The sequence below is a fragment of the Rathayibacter sp. AY1C5 genome (assembly GCF_002931705.1).
Taxonomy (GTDB): Bacteria; Actinomycetota; Actinomycetes; order Actinomycetales; family Microbacteriaceae; genus Rathayibacter.
In genome coordinates this window covers 1-18,934 of record NZ_PSWD01000019.1, presented here as the reverse complement: position 1 = coordinate 18,934, position 18,934 = coordinate 1, and the positions used below count along the sequence as shown (strand labels likewise).

Here is an 18,934-nt window from a genome sequence, read left to right as displayed (position 1 = left end):
GTACCGACACCGAGGGCCCGCCGCGCCCCGATCCCGACCGGGGTGTGGACAGGAGACGGTCGTCCGCCCGTTGTGGAGGAGCGAGGACCAGGGTCCCATACGCAGGTGGTGCCGCCAGGGGTCCGGCACGAAGCACCGGCGCGGTGTCAGCGGTGGACGATCAGCCAGGTCGCGATCGCCGTGGTCGAGCCCGTGTTGACCATGCGGTGCGGCCGCTCGCACGGGAACGTGATGGCGTCGCCCGGCCCGAGGACGACCGACTCGTCCTCGAACTCGACCGTCAGCTCTCCGAGCGTCACCGTCCCCATCTCGAACCCGTCGTGGCGGAGCAGCTGCCGGTGCGCCGTCGAGGTCGAGCCCGGCGGGTAGGTCGACTCGAAGAAGTCGACGGCGTCCAGCGGACGCGGCGCCAGACGGCGGAACAGCACTCCGCCCTCGAGCGCCACGGGCGCCGACTCGCGCGCCCGGACGACCGCGGTCTCGACCGGCGCCGACGCGCCCTGGTCGAACACGGCGGACAGCGGGACCCCCAGCGCGTCCACGAGGGCGATCAGCCGGCCGACCGAGGGCTGCATGGCTCCGCGCTCGATCTGCGAGACGGCGCTCACGGAGATGCCGAGTCGCCCGGCGAGTGCCTTCAGCGACAGGCCCGCCGAGAGCCGCAGCTCCCGCAGCCGGGCGCCGAGTCCGGCCCCGTCCGCGATCGCCCGGGCGGCCGCCTCGTCGGGCGCGGTGTCGTCGGAGGGCATGGCCCGTCCCCTCTCGCGGATCGTCACACAGCCGTAACGGAGCCGAAACGAGCGGCGGCCTCCCGACTCGTAGCGTGGCCCGCGTGAAGTGATCACTTCACTCGGAACGCTCTCCGCGACGCCCCGCCTCCTCGGCCGGACGTCCCGACCACCCTGACACATCCGCTCCGTGCCGCTCTGCGCACGACCGCCCGAGAGGTGGATCCACCCATGTCCGACCGCGTCACCGCACCCCGAGTCACCGCTCCCCCCGTCGATCCGGATCCCGCCGCCGCGGCGAGCGCCGGCTACGACGACCGCCTCTCCAACGAGGACCTCGCCCCGCTCCGGAAGCAGCGCTGGTCGAGCTACAACATCTTCGCGTTCTGGATGTCGGACGTGCACAGCGTCGGCGGGTACGTGACCGCGGGCTCGCTCTTCGCGCTGGGCCTGGCCGGCTGGCAGGTGCTCGTCGCCCTGGTGGTGGGCATCGTGATCGTGCAGGTCTTCTGCAACCTCGTCGCCAAGCCCAGCCAGGTCACCGGCGTGCCCTACCCCGTCATCAACCGGGCGATCTTCGGCATCCGCGGCGCGAACATCCCGGCGATCATCCGCGGACTGATCGCGATCGCCTGGTACGGCGTGCAGACCTACCTGGCGGCGCAGTCGCTGAACATCGTCTTCCTCAAGTTCTTCCCGGGCATGGCCGCCCTGAACACGCCCGAGGCGTCGTTCCTCGGCCTCTCGGCCCTGGGCTACCTCTCCTACGCGATCCTCTGGGTCGCGCAGGCCGCGCTGTTCTGGCGGGGCATGGAGTCGATCCGCCGCTTCATCGACTGGGCGGGACCGGCGGTCTACGTGGTGATGCTCGTGCTGGCCGTCTACCTGGTGTCGCAGGCGGGCTGGGAGAACATCTCGCTCACCCTCGGCTCCGGCGAGCCGCTCGACCTCGCCGCCGCGGTGCCGGTGATGATCTCGGCCGTCGCCCTGGTCGTCTCCTACTTCTCGGGCCCGATGCTCAACTTCGGCGACTTCTCCCGGTACGCCCGCAGCTACGGCGCCGTGAAGCGCGGCAACCTGCTCGGCCTCCCGATCAACTTCCTCTTCTTCTCCCTCCTCACCGTGATCACCGCGTCGGCGACCGTGCCGGTCTTCGGCGAGCTGATCACCGACCCGATCGAGACCGTCGAGCGGATCGACACCTGGTTCGCCGTGCTCTTGGGCGGGCTCACGTTCGTCATCGCGACGATCGGCATCAACATCGTCGCCAACTTCATCTCCCCCGCGTTCGACTTCTCGAACGTCAACCCGAAGAAGATCAGCTGGCGGATGGGCGGCATGATCGCCGCCGTCGGCTCGGTGCTGCTCACCCCGTGGAACTGGTACTCGAACGACACCGCCATCCACTACACGCTCGGCATCCTCGGCGCGCTGATCGGACCGCTGTTCGGCGTCCTCATCGCGGGCTACTACCTGATCAGCCGCCAGCGCGTCTGGGTGGACGACCTCTACACGATGAGCGAGAAGGGCCGCTACTGGTTCTCGCGCGGCTTCAACCCCAACGCCGTCTGGGCGACCGTGATCGGCGGAGTCCCCTCCGTCGCCTCGGTGCTCGTGCCGCGCTGGATCGCGGAGGCGGGAGGCGCGGAGTTCACCTGGCTCGGCGACTACAGCTGGTTCCTCGGCTGCGGGCTCGGATTCGTCGCGATGGCCGTGCTCGAGCGGCGCGCGCCGCGGATCGGGCGCCTCGACGAGGACCTCGAGCACGTCAGCGACGGCTCGACCGTCTGATCCGGCCGGCACGGAGGAGGGATCCGCTCCGGCCGCTCCGCATCCCGCGGACCGGCGGCCGGGCGGGCCCCTCCCCCTCCCGGCACCCGAAGCGAGGAACCACCATGCGCATCACCGTCGTCAACCCGAACACCAGCACTGCGATGACCGCGGCGATCGGCCGGGCCGCCCGCTCCGTCGCCTCGCTCGGCACCGAGATCACGGCCGTCACTCCGCCGATGGGTCCGGCGTCGATCGAGAGCCACTACGACGAGGCGCTCGCCGTGCCCGGCGTCCTGCACGAGATCGCCCGGGCGGAGGCGGCCGGCTGCGACGGCGCGGTCATCGCGTGCTTCGGCGACCCGGGCGTCGACGCCGCGCGCGAGATCGCGAGCGGCCCGGTCGTGGGGATCGCCGAGGCCGCCATGCACATGGCCGCGCTCGTCGGCCGGGGCTTCAGCGTGGTCACCACGCTCTCGCGCACGAGCGGCCGCGCCTGGGACATCGCCCGCCGCGCCGGGTTCGGCGACGCCTGCCGTCAGGTGCGCGCCTGCGACATCCCCGTGCTCGAACTCGACGACCCCCGCTCCGACGCCCGCCGCGCGATCCTGGCGGAGTGCGCCGAAGCGCTGGCCGTCGACGGGTCCGACTCGATCGTGCTGGGCTGCGCGGGCATGGCCGACCTGTGCCGCGACCTCTCACGGGAGCTGGGCGTGCCCGTGATCGACGGCGTCGCCTCGGCGGTGCGCCTGGTGGAGGGGCTCGTCGCGATGGGCGTCAGCACCTCGCGGCGCGACGAGTACGCCGCGCCGCGGACGAAGGCGATGGCGGGGCTGCTCGCTCCGTTCGAGCGGGTCTGAGGCTCCGCACCCCGCACGGTCGGGTGTTCTACCGGACCGCCGGGCCGGACCCACCTGCGAGGATCGGGGGATGAGCGTCCTCCGCGATCTCGGCCTCGGTGCCCGGCTCTTCCTCCGCGGCTTCCGCGCCTGGGTCCGCTCGCCGCGGGCGATGCTCCTCGGCGCGATCCCGCCCCTGATCGTCGGTCTGGTCTTCGTCGGCGTGCTGGTCCTGGTGCTCACGCGGGTGCAGGACGCGGTGACCGCGCTCACCCCGTTCGCCGGCGGCTGGGACGAGGGCACGGCCGCCACCGTCCGCCTGGTGCTCTCGATCGCGGTGGTCGGCGCCGCGCTCGCCCTCGGCGTGGTCCTCTTCGCCGCGGTGACCCTGCTGGTCGGCGACCCCTTCTACGAGCGGATCTGGCGGCGGGTCGAGGACGACCTCGGCGGCGTGCCCGACGAGCGCGAGAGCACCTTCTGGCAGGGGGTCGGCCGCGGCCTCCGCGACTCCGCCGTGCTGGTCGCCACCTCCCTCGGGATCGGCGTGGTCCTGGTGCTGCTGGGCCTGGTGCCGCTGGTCGGCTCGATCGTCGGCCTCGTCGCGGGCGCCCTGGTCGGCGGGAGGGCCCTCGCGCTCGAGCTGACCGGGTTCGCGGGCGACGCCCGGGGGCTCTCCCTCCGCGACCGCCGCCGCCTCCTCGGCGAGCACCGCGCGGTCTCGCTCGGCTTCGGCATCGCCGTCTACCTGGCGTTCCTCGTCCCCGGGGGCGCGGTCGTCGCCACCCCCGCCGCCACGGCCGGCGCGACCCTCCTGCTCCGGACCCTGCGGGGCGAGCCGACCGAGCGGCCGGCCGCCTGACACCGCTTGGCCGCCGCCCGGCTCTCCCCTAGACTCGCCGCGTGCGCACGTCGATCCGAAGCCCCTGGTGGCCCGCCTCCTAGGCGGACCGACGCGCAGACCCCTCGCACGCGACCGCCTCCTCCGGGCGGTCGTTCTGCATGTCAGGGCCCGGGTGGGGCACGACCCGATTCAAGGACCACGATGACCTCGCTCCTCTCCCGCATCCTCGCCTCCGACGGGACGCTGCCGTTCGCGGTGGTCCTCCGCCAGGGCCGCGACGCCGTCGACGTGTTCACGGGCGACGTGCTCGACGTCGAGGGCCTGGCCGACATCCCGCTCGACGGCGACGACGTGCTGACCCTCGTGCCCTACCGGCAGGTGCGCGAGCGCGGCTTCGCGGCGAAGGACGACGGAGCCCCGCTGCGCAACCTCGTGGTGCGCGAGCGCGAGAGCGTCCCCCTGGCGGAGGTGCTGCGGCTCCTGCCCGGGCGGGAGATCCCGGTCGAGGAGCGCGGCTTCGACGTGCCGGACGACGAGTACGCCGACATCGTCCGCCGGGTGATCGAGGACGAGATCGGCCGCGGCGAGGGCGCCAATTTCGTCATCAACCGCGCCTTCGTCGCGCAGACCGACGCGCCGCCCGTCGAGGCGGTCCTGGCCTGGTTCCGCCGCCTGCTCACCGACGAGTCCGGCGCGTACTGGACCTTCGCGATCCACACCCCCGGCGTCGACGGCGCGCAGACGGTCACCGCCGTCGGCGCGACCCCCGAGCGCCACGTCTCGGTGCGCGACGGCGTCGCGATGATGAACCCGATCAGCGGCACCTTCCGCCACCCCGCGGCCGGACCCACCGGGGAGGAGGTGCTCGCGTTCCTCGCCGACGTCAAGGAGAGCGAGGAGCTCTTCATGGTCGTGGACGAGGAGATGAAGATGATGAGCGCGGTCTGCCCGGACGGCGGCCGCATCCTCGGGCCGTTCCTCAAGCAGATGTCGCGGCTCAGCCACACCGAGTACCTGCTCGAGGGCCGCACCGGACTCGACGTGCGCGAGGTCCTGCGGCTGACGATGTTCGCGCCCACGGTCACCGGCTCGCCGATGGAGAACGCGTGCGCCGTGATCGCCGAGTACGAGAAGGAGCCGCGCGGCTACTACTCCGGCGTGCTCGCCCTCTTCGAGCCGGAGGAGCACGGCTACACGGTCGACGCCCCCATCCTCATCCGCACCGCCTACCTCCGCGCGGACGGCCGCCTCACCGTGCCGGCCGGCGCGACGCTCGTGCGCCACTCCACCCCCGAGGGCGAGGTCGCCGAGACGCGGGCGAAGGCGTCGGGCGTCCTCTCCGCCCTCGGCCTGCTGCCGCACCGCGAGGTGCCGCCGGCCATCGACCTGAACGCGCAGCCGGGCGTGCAGGAGGCGCTCGAGGCGCGCAACGAGCGGCTCGCCTCGTTCTGGCTCCGGCCCCAGGCGCCCGAGCACATCGCCGGCCTCGCCGGGCACACCGCGCTGATCGTCGACAACGAGGACCAGTTCACGACGATGCTCGCCCACCAGCTGCGCCACCTCGGGATGGACGCCCGGGTCGAGCGCTGGTCGGAGGTCGCCGACGTGCTGAGCGACGACCTCGTCGTCTTCGGCCCCGGCCCGGGCGACCCCCGCGACGACTCCGACCCGCGGATCGCGCACCTGCGCTCGCTGATGACCACGCGCCTCGAGGCGGAGCGGCCGATGCTCGCCGTCTGCCTCAGCCACCAGATGCTGTCGCTGCTGGCGGGCCTCCCGGTCGAGCCGCTGCCCGCGCCCCGCCAGGGCGTGCGCCTGGCGGTGGACGTGTTCGGCGAGGACGCCGCGATCGGCTTCTACAACACCTTCTCCTCCGTCGCCCCCGGCGTCGCGCGCACGCCCCGGCTGGGGCTCGAGGTGTCGGTCGATCCGGAGACGGGAGTGGTCAACGCCCTGCGCGGCGAGCACGTCGCGTCGGTGCAGGGGCACCTGGAGTCGGTGCTCTCCTCCGACGGCCTGCGCACCCTGGAGCGGCTGGTCCGCACCGCGACCGCTCAGCCCCCGCGCGCATGAGCGGCCTGCGGCTGATCGCGTCGCCCGCCTACCCGGCCGAGCTGCAGGAGGCGGTGGCCTCCGCCGTGCGCGCGGCGGCCGAGGCGGCGCGCGGCTGGTACGGGCGCGGCGACAAGATCGCGGCGGACGAGGCGTCGGTCGCGGCGATGCGCGCCGTGCTGGCCGACGCTCCGTTCGACGGCGTCGTCGTGATCGGCGAGGGCGAGAAGGACGAGGCCCCGATGCTCGCGAACGGCGAGCGCCTCGGCCGCGCCTCCGCACCCTCCTGCGACGTGGCGGTCGATCCGCTCGACGGGACCCGGCTCACGGCGGAGGGGCTCCCCGGCTCGGTGAGCGTGATCGCGCTGGCCCCGCGAGGCACGCTGTTCGACCCGCGCGACGTCTTCTACATGGACAAGCTGGTCTGCTCGGGAGCGGGCCGGGGCGCCGTCTCGCTCGACCTCCCTCCCGCCGAGAACGCCGCACGGCTGGCGGCGGCGCTCGGGAAGCCCGTCGCGGAGCTGGTCGTCGTCGTACTCGACAAGCCGCGTCACTCCGGGCTCATCAAGGCTCTGCGCGCGGCCGGGGTCGCGCTCGAGCTGCGCGGCGAGGGCGACGTGTCGGTCGCGATCGAGGCGGCCGATCCCGCGGGCCGCGTCGACCTCGTCCTCGGCATCGGCGGAACCCCGGAGGGAGTGGTCGCCGCGTGCGCCGTCCGCGCCCTCGGCGGGGTGATGGAGGGGCGCCTCGCCCCCCAGACCGCACCGGAGCGCGCCAACGCCCTGGCCGCCGGCCACGACCTCGACCGCCTGCTGACCCTGGAGGACCTGGTCTCCTCGGACGACGTGCTCTTCGCGGGCTGCGCGGTCTGAGACGTCTCCCGCGGGCAGGACCTCGCCCGGGAACGCCGAAGGCCCCGGCTCGACGCGCGAACCGGGGCCTTCTCGCTGTAGCGGGAGCGGGACTTGAACCCGCGACACCACGATTATGAGCCGTGTGCTCTAACCACCTGAGCTACCCCGCCGCGCGTTCTTCGCAGGTCTGGCCTGCGGGGAACGGAGCCCCCTGTGGGAATCGGACCCACTACCTCTTCCTTACCAAGGAAGTGCTCTACCAATGAGCTAAGGGGGCGCACCTGCGGGTCTGACAGCCCCTCTCGGGGCGTGCCCGCGATTTGGCACCGTTAGACGATAGCACCTCCGCGGAGCGTCGACGACCGCGGGGGACGCGCCCCCGCGGCCGCCCGTCTGCGGCTACGCCCGGCTCGCCTCGTCGAGCGCGGCGAGCTCCTCGGCGCTCAGCTCGAGGGAGGCCGAGGCGATCAGCGCCGGCAACTGCTCCATCACGCGGGCGCTGGCGATCGGCGCGACCACTCCGGGCTGCGAGCGGAGCCACGCGAGGGCCACCGTCGCCACCTCGGCGCCGTGCGCCTCCGCCGCCGCGTCGAGCGCCGCCAGCACCCGGCGGCCGCGGCCGTCGAGGTAGCGGGAGGCGCCGTCGGCGCGCGGACCCTCGGGCGTCGATCCGTCACGGTACTTGCCGGTCAGGAATCCCGACGCCAGGGCGGAGTAGGGGACGACGGCCAGCCCCGCCTCGCGGGCGAGGGGCAGCAGGTCGGCCTCGATCCCGCGCTCCACGAGGTTGTAGTGCGGCTGCAGCGCGACGGGCGCGTGCAGGCCCTCCTCGCCCGCGATGCGCAGCCACTCCGCGACGCGCTCGGCGCTGAAGTTCGACACTCCGATCGCGCGAACGAGGCCCTGGTCCACGAGCTCCGAGAACACGGCGGCGATGTCGGCCATCGGCACGGCCTCGTCGTCGAAGTGGGCGTAGTAGAGGTCGATCCGGTCGGTCGCGAGCCGCTCGAGGGAGGCGCGGGCGGCCGCGCGCACGGTGTCGGGCGCGAGGCCGGTGAACTGCGGGTGGCGGCCCGCCTTCGTCGCGATCACCACGTCGTCCCGGTCCCCCGAGCGCTGCGCGAGCCACTCGCCGATGATCGTCTCGGACTCGCCGCCCGTGTTGCCCGGGACCCAGGCGGAGTACGCGTCGGCGGTGTCGATGAAGTCGCCACCCGCGGCCGTGTAGCCGTCGAGGACGTCGAAGGAGGTCTGCCGCCCCGCGGTCCAGCCGAAGACGTTGCCGCCGAGCGAGAGCGGGAAGACGTCGATGCCGGAGTCGCCGAGCGGCGAGCGGGTGACGGAGGAGGATGCTGCGCTGTCGATGCTCATCCCCCGATTCAAGACCCGCTCCCCGCCGTGATCGATCCCCCTCCCGCGCATGCGCGGCAAGGACTCAGGCTCTCAGCGCCGCGGGTAGTCGGCGTAGGCGAAGCGCGTCGAGTCCGGCGCCCAGCCGGAGACGTTGATCGTCCCCTGCCCGCCGTGGAGGCGCTCCAGCACGCGGCCGGGCTCGAGCGTCGCGCGCCCGGGGAGGTCGAGCAGCCGCAGCTCGACGTCGACGTTCTCGGGGTGCCCGGCCGTCCCCTCCGGATAGGCGAGGTAGAGCAGGTACGCGCCGTCGGGCGACTCGTGCGGGAACCAGTCGACCGTGTCCGACTCGACTAGGCGGGAGAGCGCGGAGCCGTCGAGGCCGATGCGGAACAGCTGCGCGCCTCCTCCGGCCCGCTCGGAGTTGAAGACGAGGGTGCGGCCGTCGGCCGAGACGTCGACGCCGTCGTCGGCCGCCTCGTCGTCGGTCAGGGCGGTGAGCGGGCCTCCCCCGGCCGGCATCGTGTAGACGTCGGTCCGCCACCGCCCGGAGGCGTCGCCGCCGCCGATCAGCGCGAGGGTCGCGCCGTCGGGCGAGACGCCGTGCAGGTAGTGCTTGAAGCGCGCGCCCTCGCGCTCGGCGGTCAGGCGGCGGGCGGGGGCGGAGCCGTCGAGCTCGACCGCGTAGAGGTGCCCGTCGCGCGCCGAGACGTAGGCGAGCCCGCCGGACGGGGCGAGCACGTGGTCGTTGTTGAGCTCGGCCGGCACCCCGTCGAGCGGGATCGGCTCGAGCACGGCCGCCCCCTCGAGCGGCAGCCGGAAGAGGCCGCCGTCGCCGTTCACGATCAGGGCGGAGCCGTCCGGAGTCCAGTTCGGCGCCTCCACGAGGACGGAGTCGGACTCGAAGACGGTCGTCGACTCCCCCGTCGCGAGGTCGTGGACGCGGAGTCGGCAGAGCTGGTCGGGGAGGAGCGAGCGGGCCATGCTCCCCACGGTAGGGCCCTGGCGGATCACGACGGGGCCGTCAAGCCTTCGCGCACTCAGGTTCCGCGGGAGGGCGCTCCGATATTCTTGACCGACTTATGCGCTGGGTACACCTTGGGAGGAACATGTGATGCTCCTCATCCTCGTGATCTCGTTCGCGATCGCCGTGGTGACCCCCTGGCTGGTGGACCGGTTCGGGCCGAAGACGTTCTACGCGCTGGCGCTGATCCCGGCCGCGAGCTTCGTCGCCACCGCGACCGCCCTGCCGACGATCCTCGACGGCGGCGAGATCCGCGAGTCCGTGCCGTGGATCCCCGCGCTCGACATCGCCCTCTCCTTCCGCCTGGACGCGCTCTCGATCGTCCTCGCCCTCGTGGTCAGCGGAGTCGGCGCCCTGGTCCTCGCCTACTGCGCGACGTACTTCAGCCGCGACGAGCCCTCGCTGGGCCGGTTCGCAGCGCTCCTGTCCGCGTTCGCCGGAGTGATGTACGGGCTGGTCACGGCCGACGACGTGATCATCCTCTTCGTCTTCTGGGAGGCGACGAGCGTCCTCTCCTACCTCCTCATCGGCCACTACAGCGGGCGCAAGGAGAGCCGGGGTGCCGGGCTCCAGGCGCTCCTGGTCACGACTCTCGGCGGGCTGGCGATGCTGGTCGGGATCATCGTCCTGATCGTGCAGGCCGGTACCACCAGCCTCTCCGGGATCGTCGCCGCCGCCCCCTCCGGCCCGATCGTGTCGACGGCCCTGGTGCTGGTGCTGCTCGGCGCGTTCTCGAAGTCGGCCCTGGTGCCGTTCCACTTCTGGCTGCCGGCCGCGATGGCCGCTCCCACGCCGGTCAGCGCCTACCTGCACGCCGCCGCGATGGTGAAGGCCGGCATCTACCTCGTCGCGCGCCTCGCGCCGGGCTTCGCCGACGACTCCGTCTGGCTGCCCGTGGTGGTGAGCGTCGGAGTCTGGACCATGCTCGTCGGCGGCTGGCGCTCGCTCCGGCAGTACGACCTCAAGCTCGTGCTGGCCTACGGCACCGTCAGCCAGCTCGGCTTCCTGACCGTCGCCGTCGGCTTCGGCTCGCGCGACGCCGCGCTGGCCGGACTGACCCTGCTCGTCGCCCACGCTCTCTTCAAGGCGCTGCTCTTCCTCACCGTCGGCATCGTCGACCACCGCGCCGGCACGCGCGACCTCCGCAAGCTCAGCGGCCTGGGCCGGCAGGCGCCGGTGCTCGCGAGCGCCGCCCTCGTCGGCGTGCTGTCGATGGCGGGCATCCCGCCGCTGCTGGGCTTCGTCGCCAAGGAGGCCGTGTTCACGAGCCTGATCTCGGCGATCGAGCAGGGCTCGTTCTGGGCCTGGGTCGCGCTGGTCGGCCTCGTCCTCGGCTCGATCCTCACCGTGGCCTATTCCGCGCGCTTCTTCTGGGGCGCCTTCGCCCGGAAGAAGGGGCTCGAGGACACGCACCTGCACGCCGAGCCGTGGACCTTCACCGCCGCCCCGGTGCTGCTGGCCGCCGCCAGCGTGATCGGCGGGATCGCCGCCTCCGTGCTCGACCCGCTCGTCGCCGTCTACGCGGACACCCTCCCCTACGCTGCCCCGGACGCCGACCCGGAGCTCGCCGCTGCCGCGGAGGCCTCCGACCACGGCGGCTACCACCTCGCGCTCTGGCACGGCTTCGAGCCCGCGCTGGCACTCAGCGCCCTCGTGATCGCCGTCGGACTCCTGCTCTTCGCCAAGCGCGTCGCCGTCGCGCGCGCGCAGTCGATGCTGCCCAACCGGATCGACTCGGCCGAGGGCTACTGGGCCACCGTCCGCTGGCTCGACCGCGTCGCCAGCACGGTCACCGAGTCCGTCCAGCGCGGCTCGCTCCCCCGCTACCTGACGGTGATCTTCGCGGTCTTCGTCCTCGGCGTCGGCGGTGCGGCCGCCCTCAACCGCACCTGGCCGGGCGATCTCGTCTTCTGGGACAGCCCGGGCCAGCTCGCGGTCGCGGCCGTGATGATCCTCGCGGCGGTGCTGTGCGCGATCGCCCGCAACCGGGTCGCCGCCGTGCTGCTGGCCGGCGCCACCGGCTACGGGATGGTGGCCCTCTTCGCCCTGCAGGGTGCACCGGACCTCGCCCTCACCCAGGCGCTGATCGAGACGGTGACCCTCGTGGTCTTCGTCCTGGTGCTGCGCCGCCTCCCGACCCGCATCGCCGCGAAGCACCAGCCGATGCGCAAGCGCCTGCGCGCCGTCATCGGCATCGCGGTCGGAGCGGTCATGGCCCTCGCCGCCACCATCGCCCTCGGCGCCCGGACCGCGACGCCGATCTCGGCCGAGCTGCCCCGCCTCGCCTACGAGGAGGGCAAGGGCCGCAACATCGTCAACGTCCTGCTCGTCGACATCCGCGCCTGGGACACGATGGGCGAGATCTCGGTCCTCGTCGTGGTCGCCACCGGCGTCGCGAGCCTGATCTTCCTCTCCAGCCGGGCCGGAGGCGCTCCCCGCCTCGAGTCGCAGAGCGCCGACGACCGCCGCGAGCGCGCGATGGACCTGACCGCCTCCTCCGCCGACGCCGAGCGCGACGGCGACCGCGGCTCCTGGCTCGTCGCCGGGCGCACGCTCCGGCCGGAGAACCGCTCGATCGTGCTCGAGGTGCTGGTGCGCCTGCTCTTCCACCCCGCGATGATCGTGTCGGTCTACCTGCTCTTCACCGGTCACAACACCCCGGGCGGAGGCTTCGCGGGCGGCCTGCTCGCCGGTCTCGCCCTCGTCGCGCGCTACCTCGCCGGCGGCCGCTTCGAGCTCGGCGAGGCCGCGCCGATCGACGCGGGCAAGGTCCTCGGACTCGGCCTCTTCTTCGCCGTCGGCACCGCCGTCTCCTCCCTCGCCTTCGGCCTCGAGGTCCTCGAGTCGAGCTGGCTCGACCTCGAGGTGCCGGTGCTGGGCGAGCTCCACCTGGGCACGTCCACCCTCTTCGACATCGGGGTGTACCTGATCGTGATCGGCCTCGCCCTCGACATCCTCCGCAGCCTCGGCGGCGAGGTCGACCGCCACGGCGAGGAGGCCGAGCAGGGCTCCCCCTCGGGCGACGGCGTCACGCACTCGACCGACAGCACCCCCGGCCCCGGCCAGGGCACGGTCGACGGGCTCGAGACCTCGCTGCCCACCGGCTCCACGGTCGTCGGCGGACCGGGCAGGGGGGACGGCGCATGAGCATCACCCTCGTCCTCGTCGTCGTGATGGCAGTGATGTACGCGGCGGGCGTCTACCAGATGCTCGAGCGCAGCCTCACCCGCATCCTGATCGGGTTCCTGCTCGTCGGGAACGCGACCAACATCCTCATCCTGCTGATGGCCGGCCGCTCGGGCATCGCGCCGTTCGTCACCGACGACGGGCGCTCCTACGAGCAGATCGCCGCCGAGATGGCCGACCCGCTGCCGCAGGCGCTGATCCTCACCGCGATCGTGATCACCTTCGGGGTGTCCGCCTTCCTCCTCGCGATGATCTACCGGCGCTGGCGCCTCGCCAACGCCGACCAGGTGGAGGACGACGAGACCGACGCCTCCGTCCGCGAGGACGCGGCGGGCATCTCGGCCCAGACCACCGCCGACGACCGGGCGCTCGACGTCCTGCTCGAGTCCAGCGACGAGGGCACCGCCGCCAAGCACGGGGAGAGCGCCATGACCGACGACAGGAAGGAGGACCGATGAACGCCCTGATCCCGCTCGTCGTCACCCTCCCCCTCCTGGGAGCGGCCGTCGCGCTGATCCTCGGACGCCACCGGCGCGCACAGATCACCGTGAACATCGTGACGCTCTCGAGCGTTCTGGTGATCTCCTCGGTGATGCTCGTGCTGGTCCTCACCGGCGACGGAGGCGGCAGCGCCGTCTACGTGGGCGGCTGGGAGCCGCCGTGGGGCATCGTGCTGGTCGTCGATCCGCTCGCCGCGCTGATGCTCGTGATCACCTCGATCACCCTGCTGGGCGTCCTGCTGTTCTCGGTCGGCCAGGGCCTCGTCGACGGCAACCGCGAGACGCCGGTCACGATCTTCCACCCGACCTACCTGATCCTCTCGGCGGGCATCCTCAACGCCTTCGTCGCGGGCGACCTCTTCAACCTCTACGTCGGCTTCGAGATCCTGCTGGCCGCGAGCTACGTGCTGATCACCCTGGGCGGCACCGCGCCGCGGATCCGCGCCGGCACGACCTACGTGGTCGTCAGCCTGGTCTCGAGCGTGTTCTTCCTCTCGGCCATCGGCCTGCTCTACGGCGCCACCGGCACGGTCAACATGGCGCAGCTCTCGATCCGCATCGCCGAGCTCCCCGCCGACGTGCAGCTGGTGCTCCACGTGGTGCTGCTGCTCGGCTTCGGGATCAAGGCGGCCGTGTTCCCCCTGTCGTTCTGGCTCCCGGACTCGTACCCCACGGCTCCGGCGCCGGTCACCGCCGTCTTCGCCGGACTCCTCACCAAGGTCGGCGTGTACGCGCTGATCCGCACCGAGACCCTGCTCTTTCCCGGCGGGAGGCTGAGCGAGGTGCTGCTGGTGGTGGCGCTGCTGACGCTGATCGTCGGCATCCTCGGCGCCGTCGCGCAGGCCGACATCAAGCGGATGCTGTCCTTCACGCTGGTCTCGCACATCGGCTACATGGTCTTCGGGATCGCCGTGGGCACCCCGGCCGGCTACGCGGCGACGATCTTCTACGTCATCCACCACATCACGGTGCAGACGACGCTCTTCCTCGCGACCGGCCTGATCGAGCGCGTCGGCGGCACCACCTCGATCCTGCGCCTCGGCGGGCTGCTCAAGGCCTCGCCGCTGCTGGCGCTGCTCTACTTCATCCCCGCGATGAACCTCGGCGGGATCCCGCCGTTCACCGGCTTCCTCGGCAAGGTGGGGCTCTTCGTCGCCGGCACGGAGGCGGCCGTCGACCAGCCGTCGTGGCTGATCTGGGCCGTCATCGCCGCCGGAGCCGTCACCTCGCTCCTGACCCTCTACGCCGTCGCGCGCGTCTGGAACATGGTCTTCTGGCGCCGGCAGGAGGAGGTGCCCGGCTACGAGTCGCCCCTGATCGACCAGCTGCAGGAGGACCCCGACGACACGGGCAGCATCCGCACCCGCCACTCGCCGCCCATGATGGTGCTCGCCACCGCGGGGATGGTCGTCGTCGGCGTCGTGCTGACCGTCGGCGCCGGTCCCCTCTACGACGCGAGCGAGCGAGCGGCGAGCGCGGTCGCCGACCCCGCGACCTACATCGCGACCGTCTACCGCGACTCGTCCTTCGGAGAGGAGGGGCCGCGATGAGCCCCCGCCGCCGCGTCGACATCTGGAACCGCGTCGCGATGTTCGTGACCCTCGTCGGGATCTGGGTGCTGCTCTGGGACGACGTCTCGGTGCTGTCGATCGTCACCGGCTTCCTGGTCGCCCTGCTGATCACCCGGGTGTTCTACCTGCCGCCGGTCGAGTTCTCGAACCGCATCAACCCGTGGTTCGTGCTCCTCTTCCTCCTGCGCCTGCTGGCCGACATCGCGGTGGCCTCGGTGCGGGTGTCCTGGCAGATCCTGACCCTGCCCGTCCCGGTCCACAACGCCATCGTCGCCGTGCACCTGCGCAGCCGCTCCGAGGGGATGCTCGTCTGGACGACGGAGGCCGTCTCGCTCGTCCCCGGCTCCCTGGTGATCGACGTGGACCCGCAGCTGAACGTCCTCTACCTGCACGTGCTCGGCGTGACCCACGACGAGGGCGAGCGGATCGACGAGGTGCGCCGGACGGTCCTCCGGACGGAAGCGCGCATCGTCCGGGCCATCGGCTCCAGCGAGGACGTGCAGCGCGTGAATCGGCCGATCGAGGCCGGATCGGGGGTGGTCCGGTGATCGACTGGCTGATCTGGATCCTGGTGCCGGTCTTCGGCGCCGCCTGCCTGCTCGCGCTCGTGCGGATCCTCCGCGGTCCGTCCGTGCTCGATCGGGTCGTCGCGGCCGACGTGCTCGTCGCGACGATCATCTGCGGGATCGGCGCCGAGATGGCGGTCAACCACCACGCGCGGACCCTGCCCGTCGCGCTCGGGCTCGCGCTGTTCGCCGTCTTCGGATCGATCAGCGTCGCCAAGTTCATGGCCAACCGCGAGGAGGACTGACATGGACCTGTTCTTCGACGTGCTCACCGCTGTGCTGCTGCTGGTCGGCGCCCTGCTCTCGCTGCTGGCCGCGATCGGCTTGATGCGGTTCGACGACCTGCTCTCCCGGATGCACGCGGGCACGAAGCCGCAGGTGCTCGGACTGATCTGCGTGATGCTCGCGGTGGCCATCCGGAACCCCGGCTTCGCCGCCGCGGGGACCATCGTGCTGGTGATCGGCTTCCAGCTGCTGACCGTGCCCGTCTCGGCGCACATGGTCGGCCGGGCGGCCTACCGGGCCGAGGCCGTCTCTCCCGGGTACCTCGTCGCCGACGAGCTCGCGGAGGCGGTCACCCGCGCCGACGAGCAGGCCCGCGCGACCGGGCCCGAGACCGCGCACGCGTCCGAGGAGCGGGCGCGCACCTCCTCCGCGCCCCCGCCCGAGGACGAGGACGGCCCGGCCGCGACCGCCTAGGCGACCAGGACGAGCTGCACGGCGGAGGCGCCGGTCATGCTGCGCAGCGCGAATCCGCCGATCGCGAGGGTGACGGCGACCAGGCCGCCGACCAGCAGCACCAGCAGCGGCACCACCCACAGCAGCGCCCGTCGGCGTCGGGCTCGGGCCTCGTCCGGCGTCTCTTCGATCACCCGTCGACTGTACGGGACGGCGGGGGGCGTGCCCCCGGCGCCCACGAGCCGCCCGATAAACTGGACCTCATGACCCTGGACTCCGCTACCTCCGGCGCGCCCGAGAACTCCCCCGGCCCCGACTCCGAGGCCGAGCACCGCCGGGGAGCCGAGTGGTGGCGCACCGCCGTCATCTACCAGATCTACCCGCGCTCCTTCGCGGACGCGGACGGCGACGGCATCGGCGACCTGCCCGGCATCGCCTCGCGCCTCGAGAGCCTCGCCGAGCTCGGCGTCGACGCGATCTGGCTCTCGCCCTTCATGACCTCGCCGCAGAAGGACGCGGGCTACGACGTCGCCGACTACTGCGACGTCGATCCGCTCTTCGGCACCCTCGCCGACTTCGACGCGATGCTCGCCCGCGCTCACGCCCTGGGCATCCGGATCATCGTCGACCTCGTCCCCAACCACTCCTCCAGCGCCCACCGCTGGTTCCAGGAGGCGCTCGCCGCTCCCGCGGGCAGCGCCGAGCGGGCGCGCTACCTGTTCCGCGACGGCCGGGGCGAGTCGGGCGAGCTGCCCCCGAACAACTGGGAGTCTGTCTTCGGCGGCCCCGCGTGGACCCGCGTCATGGAGCCCGACGGCTCGGCCGGCCAGTGGTACCTGCACCTCTTCGACACCTCGCAGCCCGACTTCGACTGGACGAACGAGTGGGTGCGCGAGCGCTTCCGGGAGGTCCTCCGCTTCTGGCTCGACCGCGGCGTCGACGGCTTCCGCGTCGACGTCGCGCACGGGATGATCAAGGCCGAGGGGCTGCCCGACTACACGCCGCCCGCCGACAGCGGGTCGATGGGCGGAGTCGCTCCCGCCGACGGCGAGCAGCCCGCCACCGCCCCCTACTGGGCGCAGGACGGCGTCCACGAGATCTACCGCGACTGGCACTCCCTGCTCGCCGAGTACCCGGACGACCGCGTGCTCTGCGCCGAGGCGTGGGTGCAGCCCCTCTCCAAGCTCGCCCGCTGGGTCCGCCCCGACGAGATGCACCAGGCCTTCAACTTCGCCTACCTCGAGACCCCGTGGAGCGCACCCGCCCTCCGCGACATCATCGACTCCTCCGTCGAGGCCTTCGCCGCCGTCGGCGCCCCGTCGACCTGGGTGCTGTCGAACCACGACGTCGTGCGCCACGCGAGCCGCCTGGCACTGACGTCCGACAACCCGCAGGGCTACGGCATCGGCCCGCGCACGCCGGGACTCCCCGACCCCGTCCTGGGGCTGCGCCGCGCTCGTGCCGCGACCGCCCTCATGCTCGCGCTCCCCGGCTCCGCCTACGTCTACCAGGGCGAGGAGCTCGGGCTCCCCGAGGCGATCGACCTGCCGGACTCGGCGCGTCAGGACCCGACCTGGTTCCGCACGGGCGGCGAGCGCTACGGCCGTGACGGCTGCCGGGTGCCGATCCCGTGGGAGGCGGACGCACCCGCGTACGGCTTCAGCGGCACCGGCGACTCCTGGCTGCCGCAGCCCGGCGACTGGGCGCCGCTCGCGCGCGACCGCCAGCGCGGTGTCGCGGGCTCGACGCTCGAGCTGTACCGGTCCCTGCTCGCGGTGCGCCGCGCCGAGGACCTGGGCTCCGGCGCCGTCGAATGGCTCGAGGGCTACCCGGAGGACGTCGTGGCGTTCCGCAACGGAGCCGTCACGGTGATCGCGAACCTCGGCGAGGCTCCGGTCGAGCTGCCCGTCGGCTCCGTGGTGCTGTCCTCGGAGGAGCTGCACGAGCCGGCGCTGCCCGCCGACACCACGGTCTGGCTGCACGCGGAGTAGCGGGCCGCGGGGTCCGCCCGGCGGCTCCCGCGTCCCGCCGCCGGGTCAGCGCCCGGCGTTGGCCTTGAGCCAGAGGTAGGAGTCGACCTTCGTCACGCCGTCGAGGCGGATCTCGAAGTGCAGGTGCGGGCCGGTCGACATGCCGGTCGTGCCCACCAGGCCGAGGAGCTGACCGACCTTCACCGGGTCGCCCTCGGAGACGGCCGCCGAGCCGTGCTGCATGTGCGCGTACACGCTCGAGACGAGCTGCCCGTCGATCTCGTGGTCGACGATCACGTGCACGCCGAGCGAGCCCTCGCCGTCGATGACCGTGCGCACGACGCCGTCGGCGATCGCCTGGATGGGCGAGCCGTCGCCCGGGTTGAAGTCGGTGCCGCCGTGGTTCACCGAGCAGCCCGCGCAGTTGCGGTAGCCGAAGCGGTCGCCCACCGGCACGCCGACGGCGAAGGGCCACTGGATGGACGCGTTCGGGTCGTTCGTGAAGCCTGTGTCGGAGGTGCGGACGATGTCGGCGACGTTGGTCTGCGTCTTGCGCTCCTGCACGCCGAAGCCGTCGCGGGCGACCGTCTCGGCGCTGACCTCGCCGGCGACGAACGACTGCGCGCCGCGGCGGGCGTCGGCGCCGAAGGGGGTCGAGAGGCTCTGCGCCTGCACGTCCTCCGCGGTCAGGAGCGATGTGGCCGGCAGAGAGGTCGCCGCCACGATGGCCGCGACGAAGGAGAGGGCGACGAGTCCGCCGACCCGGGCCCGGCGCACGGGCCGGAGCGGCGTCGCGCGCGGTGCGGGGACGGGGGCCGGGGCGCTGCGGATCGAGGCGACGCGGCGCTCCGCTTCGCGCAGCTGCTCCGCCGTCGGAGCCGCGAGGAGGTCGTCGGAGCCGCTCGCCAGCGAGACGTCGGAGGCGAGGGCCAGAGCGCGCTCGCGCTCGCGGAGCTCGCGACGGGAGAGGGGTGGAGTCGATTCGCCGGGGGTCGATGCAGGGGC

Annotated in this window: 17 protein-coding genes and 2 tRNA genes; 12 read left to right on the top strand and 7 right to left on the bottom strand. The window is 72.7% G+C overall.

Annotated elements, in window-relative coordinates; all coding sequences use genetic code 11:
• Window positions 1–146: 146 nt before the first annotated feature.
• Window positions 147–749 carry a helix-turn-helix domain-containing protein gene (locus C5C57_RS12920; protein WP_104227043.1) on the bottom strand — a complete coding sequence of 201 codons (603 nt, stop codon included), beginning with the start codon at window positions 747–749 and terminating at the stop codon, window positions 147–149.
• Window positions 750–959: 210 nt separating this feature from the next.
• On the opposite strand from C5C57_RS12920, the gene C5C57_RS12915 reads away from it, so the two are divergent.
• The 5 genes from C5C57_RS12915 (at window position 960) to C5C57_RS12895 (ending at window position 7,102) form a co-directional block, all read left to right on the top strand.
• Window positions 960–2,519, top strand: coding sequence for an NCS1 family nucleobase:cation symporter-1 (locus C5C57_RS12915; RefSeq protein ID WP_104227042.1), 1,560 nt, complete (start codon window positions 960–962; stop codon window positions 2,517–2,519).
• A gap of 104 nt (window positions 2,520–2,623) precedes the next feature.
• The gene (locus tag C5C57_RS12910) at window positions 2,624–3,358 is read left to right on the top strand and encodes an aspartate/glutamate racemase family protein (protein ID WP_104234239.1); all 735 of its coding nucleotides are present in this window, start codon (window positions 2,624–2,626) and stop codon (window positions 3,356–3,358) included.
• Between the two features lie 70 nt (window positions 3,359–3,428).
• On the top strand, window positions 3,429–4,196 hold the full coding sequence (locus tag C5C57_RS12905) for an EI24 domain-containing protein (RefSeq protein ID WP_104247775.1): 768 nt from the start codon (window positions 3,429–3,431) through the stop codon (window positions 4,194–4,196).
• 183 nt (window positions 4,197–4,379) lie between these two features.
• Window positions 4,380–6,251, top strand: a complete 1,872-nt coding sequence (locus C5C57_RS12900; protein WP_104297696.1) for an anthranilate synthase family protein — start codon at window positions 4,380–4,382, stop codon at window positions 6,249–6,251.
• Entirely contained in the window at window positions 6,248–7,102 is an 855-nt protein-coding gene (locus C5C57_RS12895) for a fructose-bisphosphatase class II family protein (protein WP_104247777.1), read from the top strand. The genes C5C57_RS12900 and C5C57_RS12895 overlap by 4 nt, the downstream gene beginning before the upstream one ends.
• A 78-nt stretch (window positions 7,103–7,180) precedes the next feature.
• Here the strand turns inward: C5C57_RS12895 and C5C57_RS12890 are convergent.
• The 4 genes from C5C57_RS12890 to C5C57_RS12875 all read right to left on the bottom strand — a co-directional run bounded on the left by C5C57_RS12890 (window position 7,181) and on the right by C5C57_RS12875 (window position 9,418).
• Window positions 7,181–7,254: transfer RNA gene (locus C5C57_RS12890), tRNA-Met, on the bottom strand.
• A 35-nt stretch (window positions 7,255–7,289) separates the two neighbouring features.
• A tRNA-Thr gene (locus C5C57_RS12885) sits at window positions 7,290–7,361 on the bottom strand.
• Between the two features lie 122 nt (window positions 7,362–7,483).
• Complete coding sequence (locus tag C5C57_RS12880; RefSeq protein ID WP_104260450.1) at window positions 7,484–8,455, bottom strand: aldo/keto reductase; 972 nt, start codon at window positions 8,453–8,455, stop codon at window positions 7,484–7,486.
• 72 nt (window positions 8,456–8,527) lie between these two features.
• Window positions 8,528–9,418 (bottom strand): PD40 domain-containing protein, encoded by an 891-nt coding sequence (locus C5C57_RS12875; protein ID WP_104297695.1) that lies wholly within the window; start codon window positions 9,416–9,418, stop codon window positions 8,528–8,530.
• 130 nt (window positions 9,419–9,548) lie between these two features.
• Here C5C57_RS12875 and C5C57_RS12870 point away from each other — a divergent pair, with 130 nt between their 5' ends.
• From C5C57_RS12870 to mnhG, 6 genes are read left to right on the top strand one after another with little or no spacing between them, the layout of a single operon-like run.
• Entirely contained in the window at window positions 9,549–12,605 is a 3,057-nt protein-coding gene (locus tag C5C57_RS12870) for a Na+/H+ antiporter subunit A (protein ID WP_104297694.1), read from the top strand.
• Window positions 12,602–13,102: a Na(+)/H(+) antiporter subunit C gene (locus C5C57_RS12865; protein ID WP_104223614.1), complete on the top strand. Its 501-nt coding sequence runs from the start codon at window positions 12,602–12,604 to the stop codon at window positions 13,100–13,102. Before C5C57_RS12870 ends, C5C57_RS12865 begins: the two co-directional genes overlap by 4 nt.
• Entirely contained in the window at window positions 13,099–14,694 is a 1,596-nt protein-coding gene (locus C5C57_RS12860; RefSeq protein WP_104227034.1) for a Na+/H+ antiporter subunit D, read from the top strand. Before C5C57_RS12865 ends, C5C57_RS12860 begins: the two co-directional genes overlap by 4 nt.
• Complete coding sequence (locus C5C57_RS12855; RefSeq protein ID WP_104297693.1) at window positions 14,691–15,263, top strand: Na+/H+ antiporter subunit E; 573 nt, start codon at window positions 14,691–14,693, stop codon at window positions 15,261–15,263. Before C5C57_RS12860 ends, C5C57_RS12855 begins: the two co-directional genes overlap by 4 nt.
• Window positions 15,260–15,526 carry a monovalent cation/H+ antiporter complex subunit F gene (locus C5C57_RS12850; protein ID WP_308470711.1) on the top strand — a complete coding sequence of 89 codons (267 nt, stop codon included), beginning with the start codon at window positions 15,260–15,262 and terminating at the stop codon, window positions 15,524–15,526. Before C5C57_RS12855 ends, C5C57_RS12850 begins: the two co-directional genes overlap by 4 nt.
• A 1-nt stretch (window position 15,527) precedes the next feature.
• The gene (mnhG, locus tag C5C57_RS12845; protein WP_244229587.1) at window positions 15,528–15,980 is read left to right on the top strand and encodes a monovalent cation/H(+) antiporter subunit G; all 453 of its coding nucleotides are present in this window, start codon (window positions 15,528–15,530) and stop codon (window positions 15,978–15,980) included.
• On the opposite strand, the gene C5C57_RS18170 is transcribed toward mnhG, so the two are convergent.
• A complete protein-coding gene (locus tag C5C57_RS18170) occupies window positions 15,977–16,153 on the bottom strand; it encodes a hypothetical protein (RefSeq protein ID WP_181067860.1) in 177 nt (58 codons plus the stop codon). The two genes, mnhG and C5C57_RS18170, sit on opposite strands and share 4 nt — an antisense overlap.
• A 69-nt stretch (window positions 16,154–16,222) precedes the next feature.
• Here C5C57_RS18170 and C5C57_RS12840 point away from each other — a divergent pair, with 69 nt between their 5' ends.
• Entirely contained in the window at window positions 16,223–17,950 is a 1,728-nt protein-coding gene (locus C5C57_RS12840) for a glycoside hydrolase family 13 protein (protein ID WP_104287688.1), read from the top strand.
• 45 nt (window positions 17,951–17,995) lie between these two features.
• On the opposite strand, the gene C5C57_RS18610 is transcribed toward C5C57_RS12840, so the two are convergent.
• Window positions 17,996–18,934: M23 family metallopeptidase (locus tag C5C57_RS18610; protein WP_104247783.1), on the bottom strand; the 939-nt coding region annotated here is incomplete at its 5' end.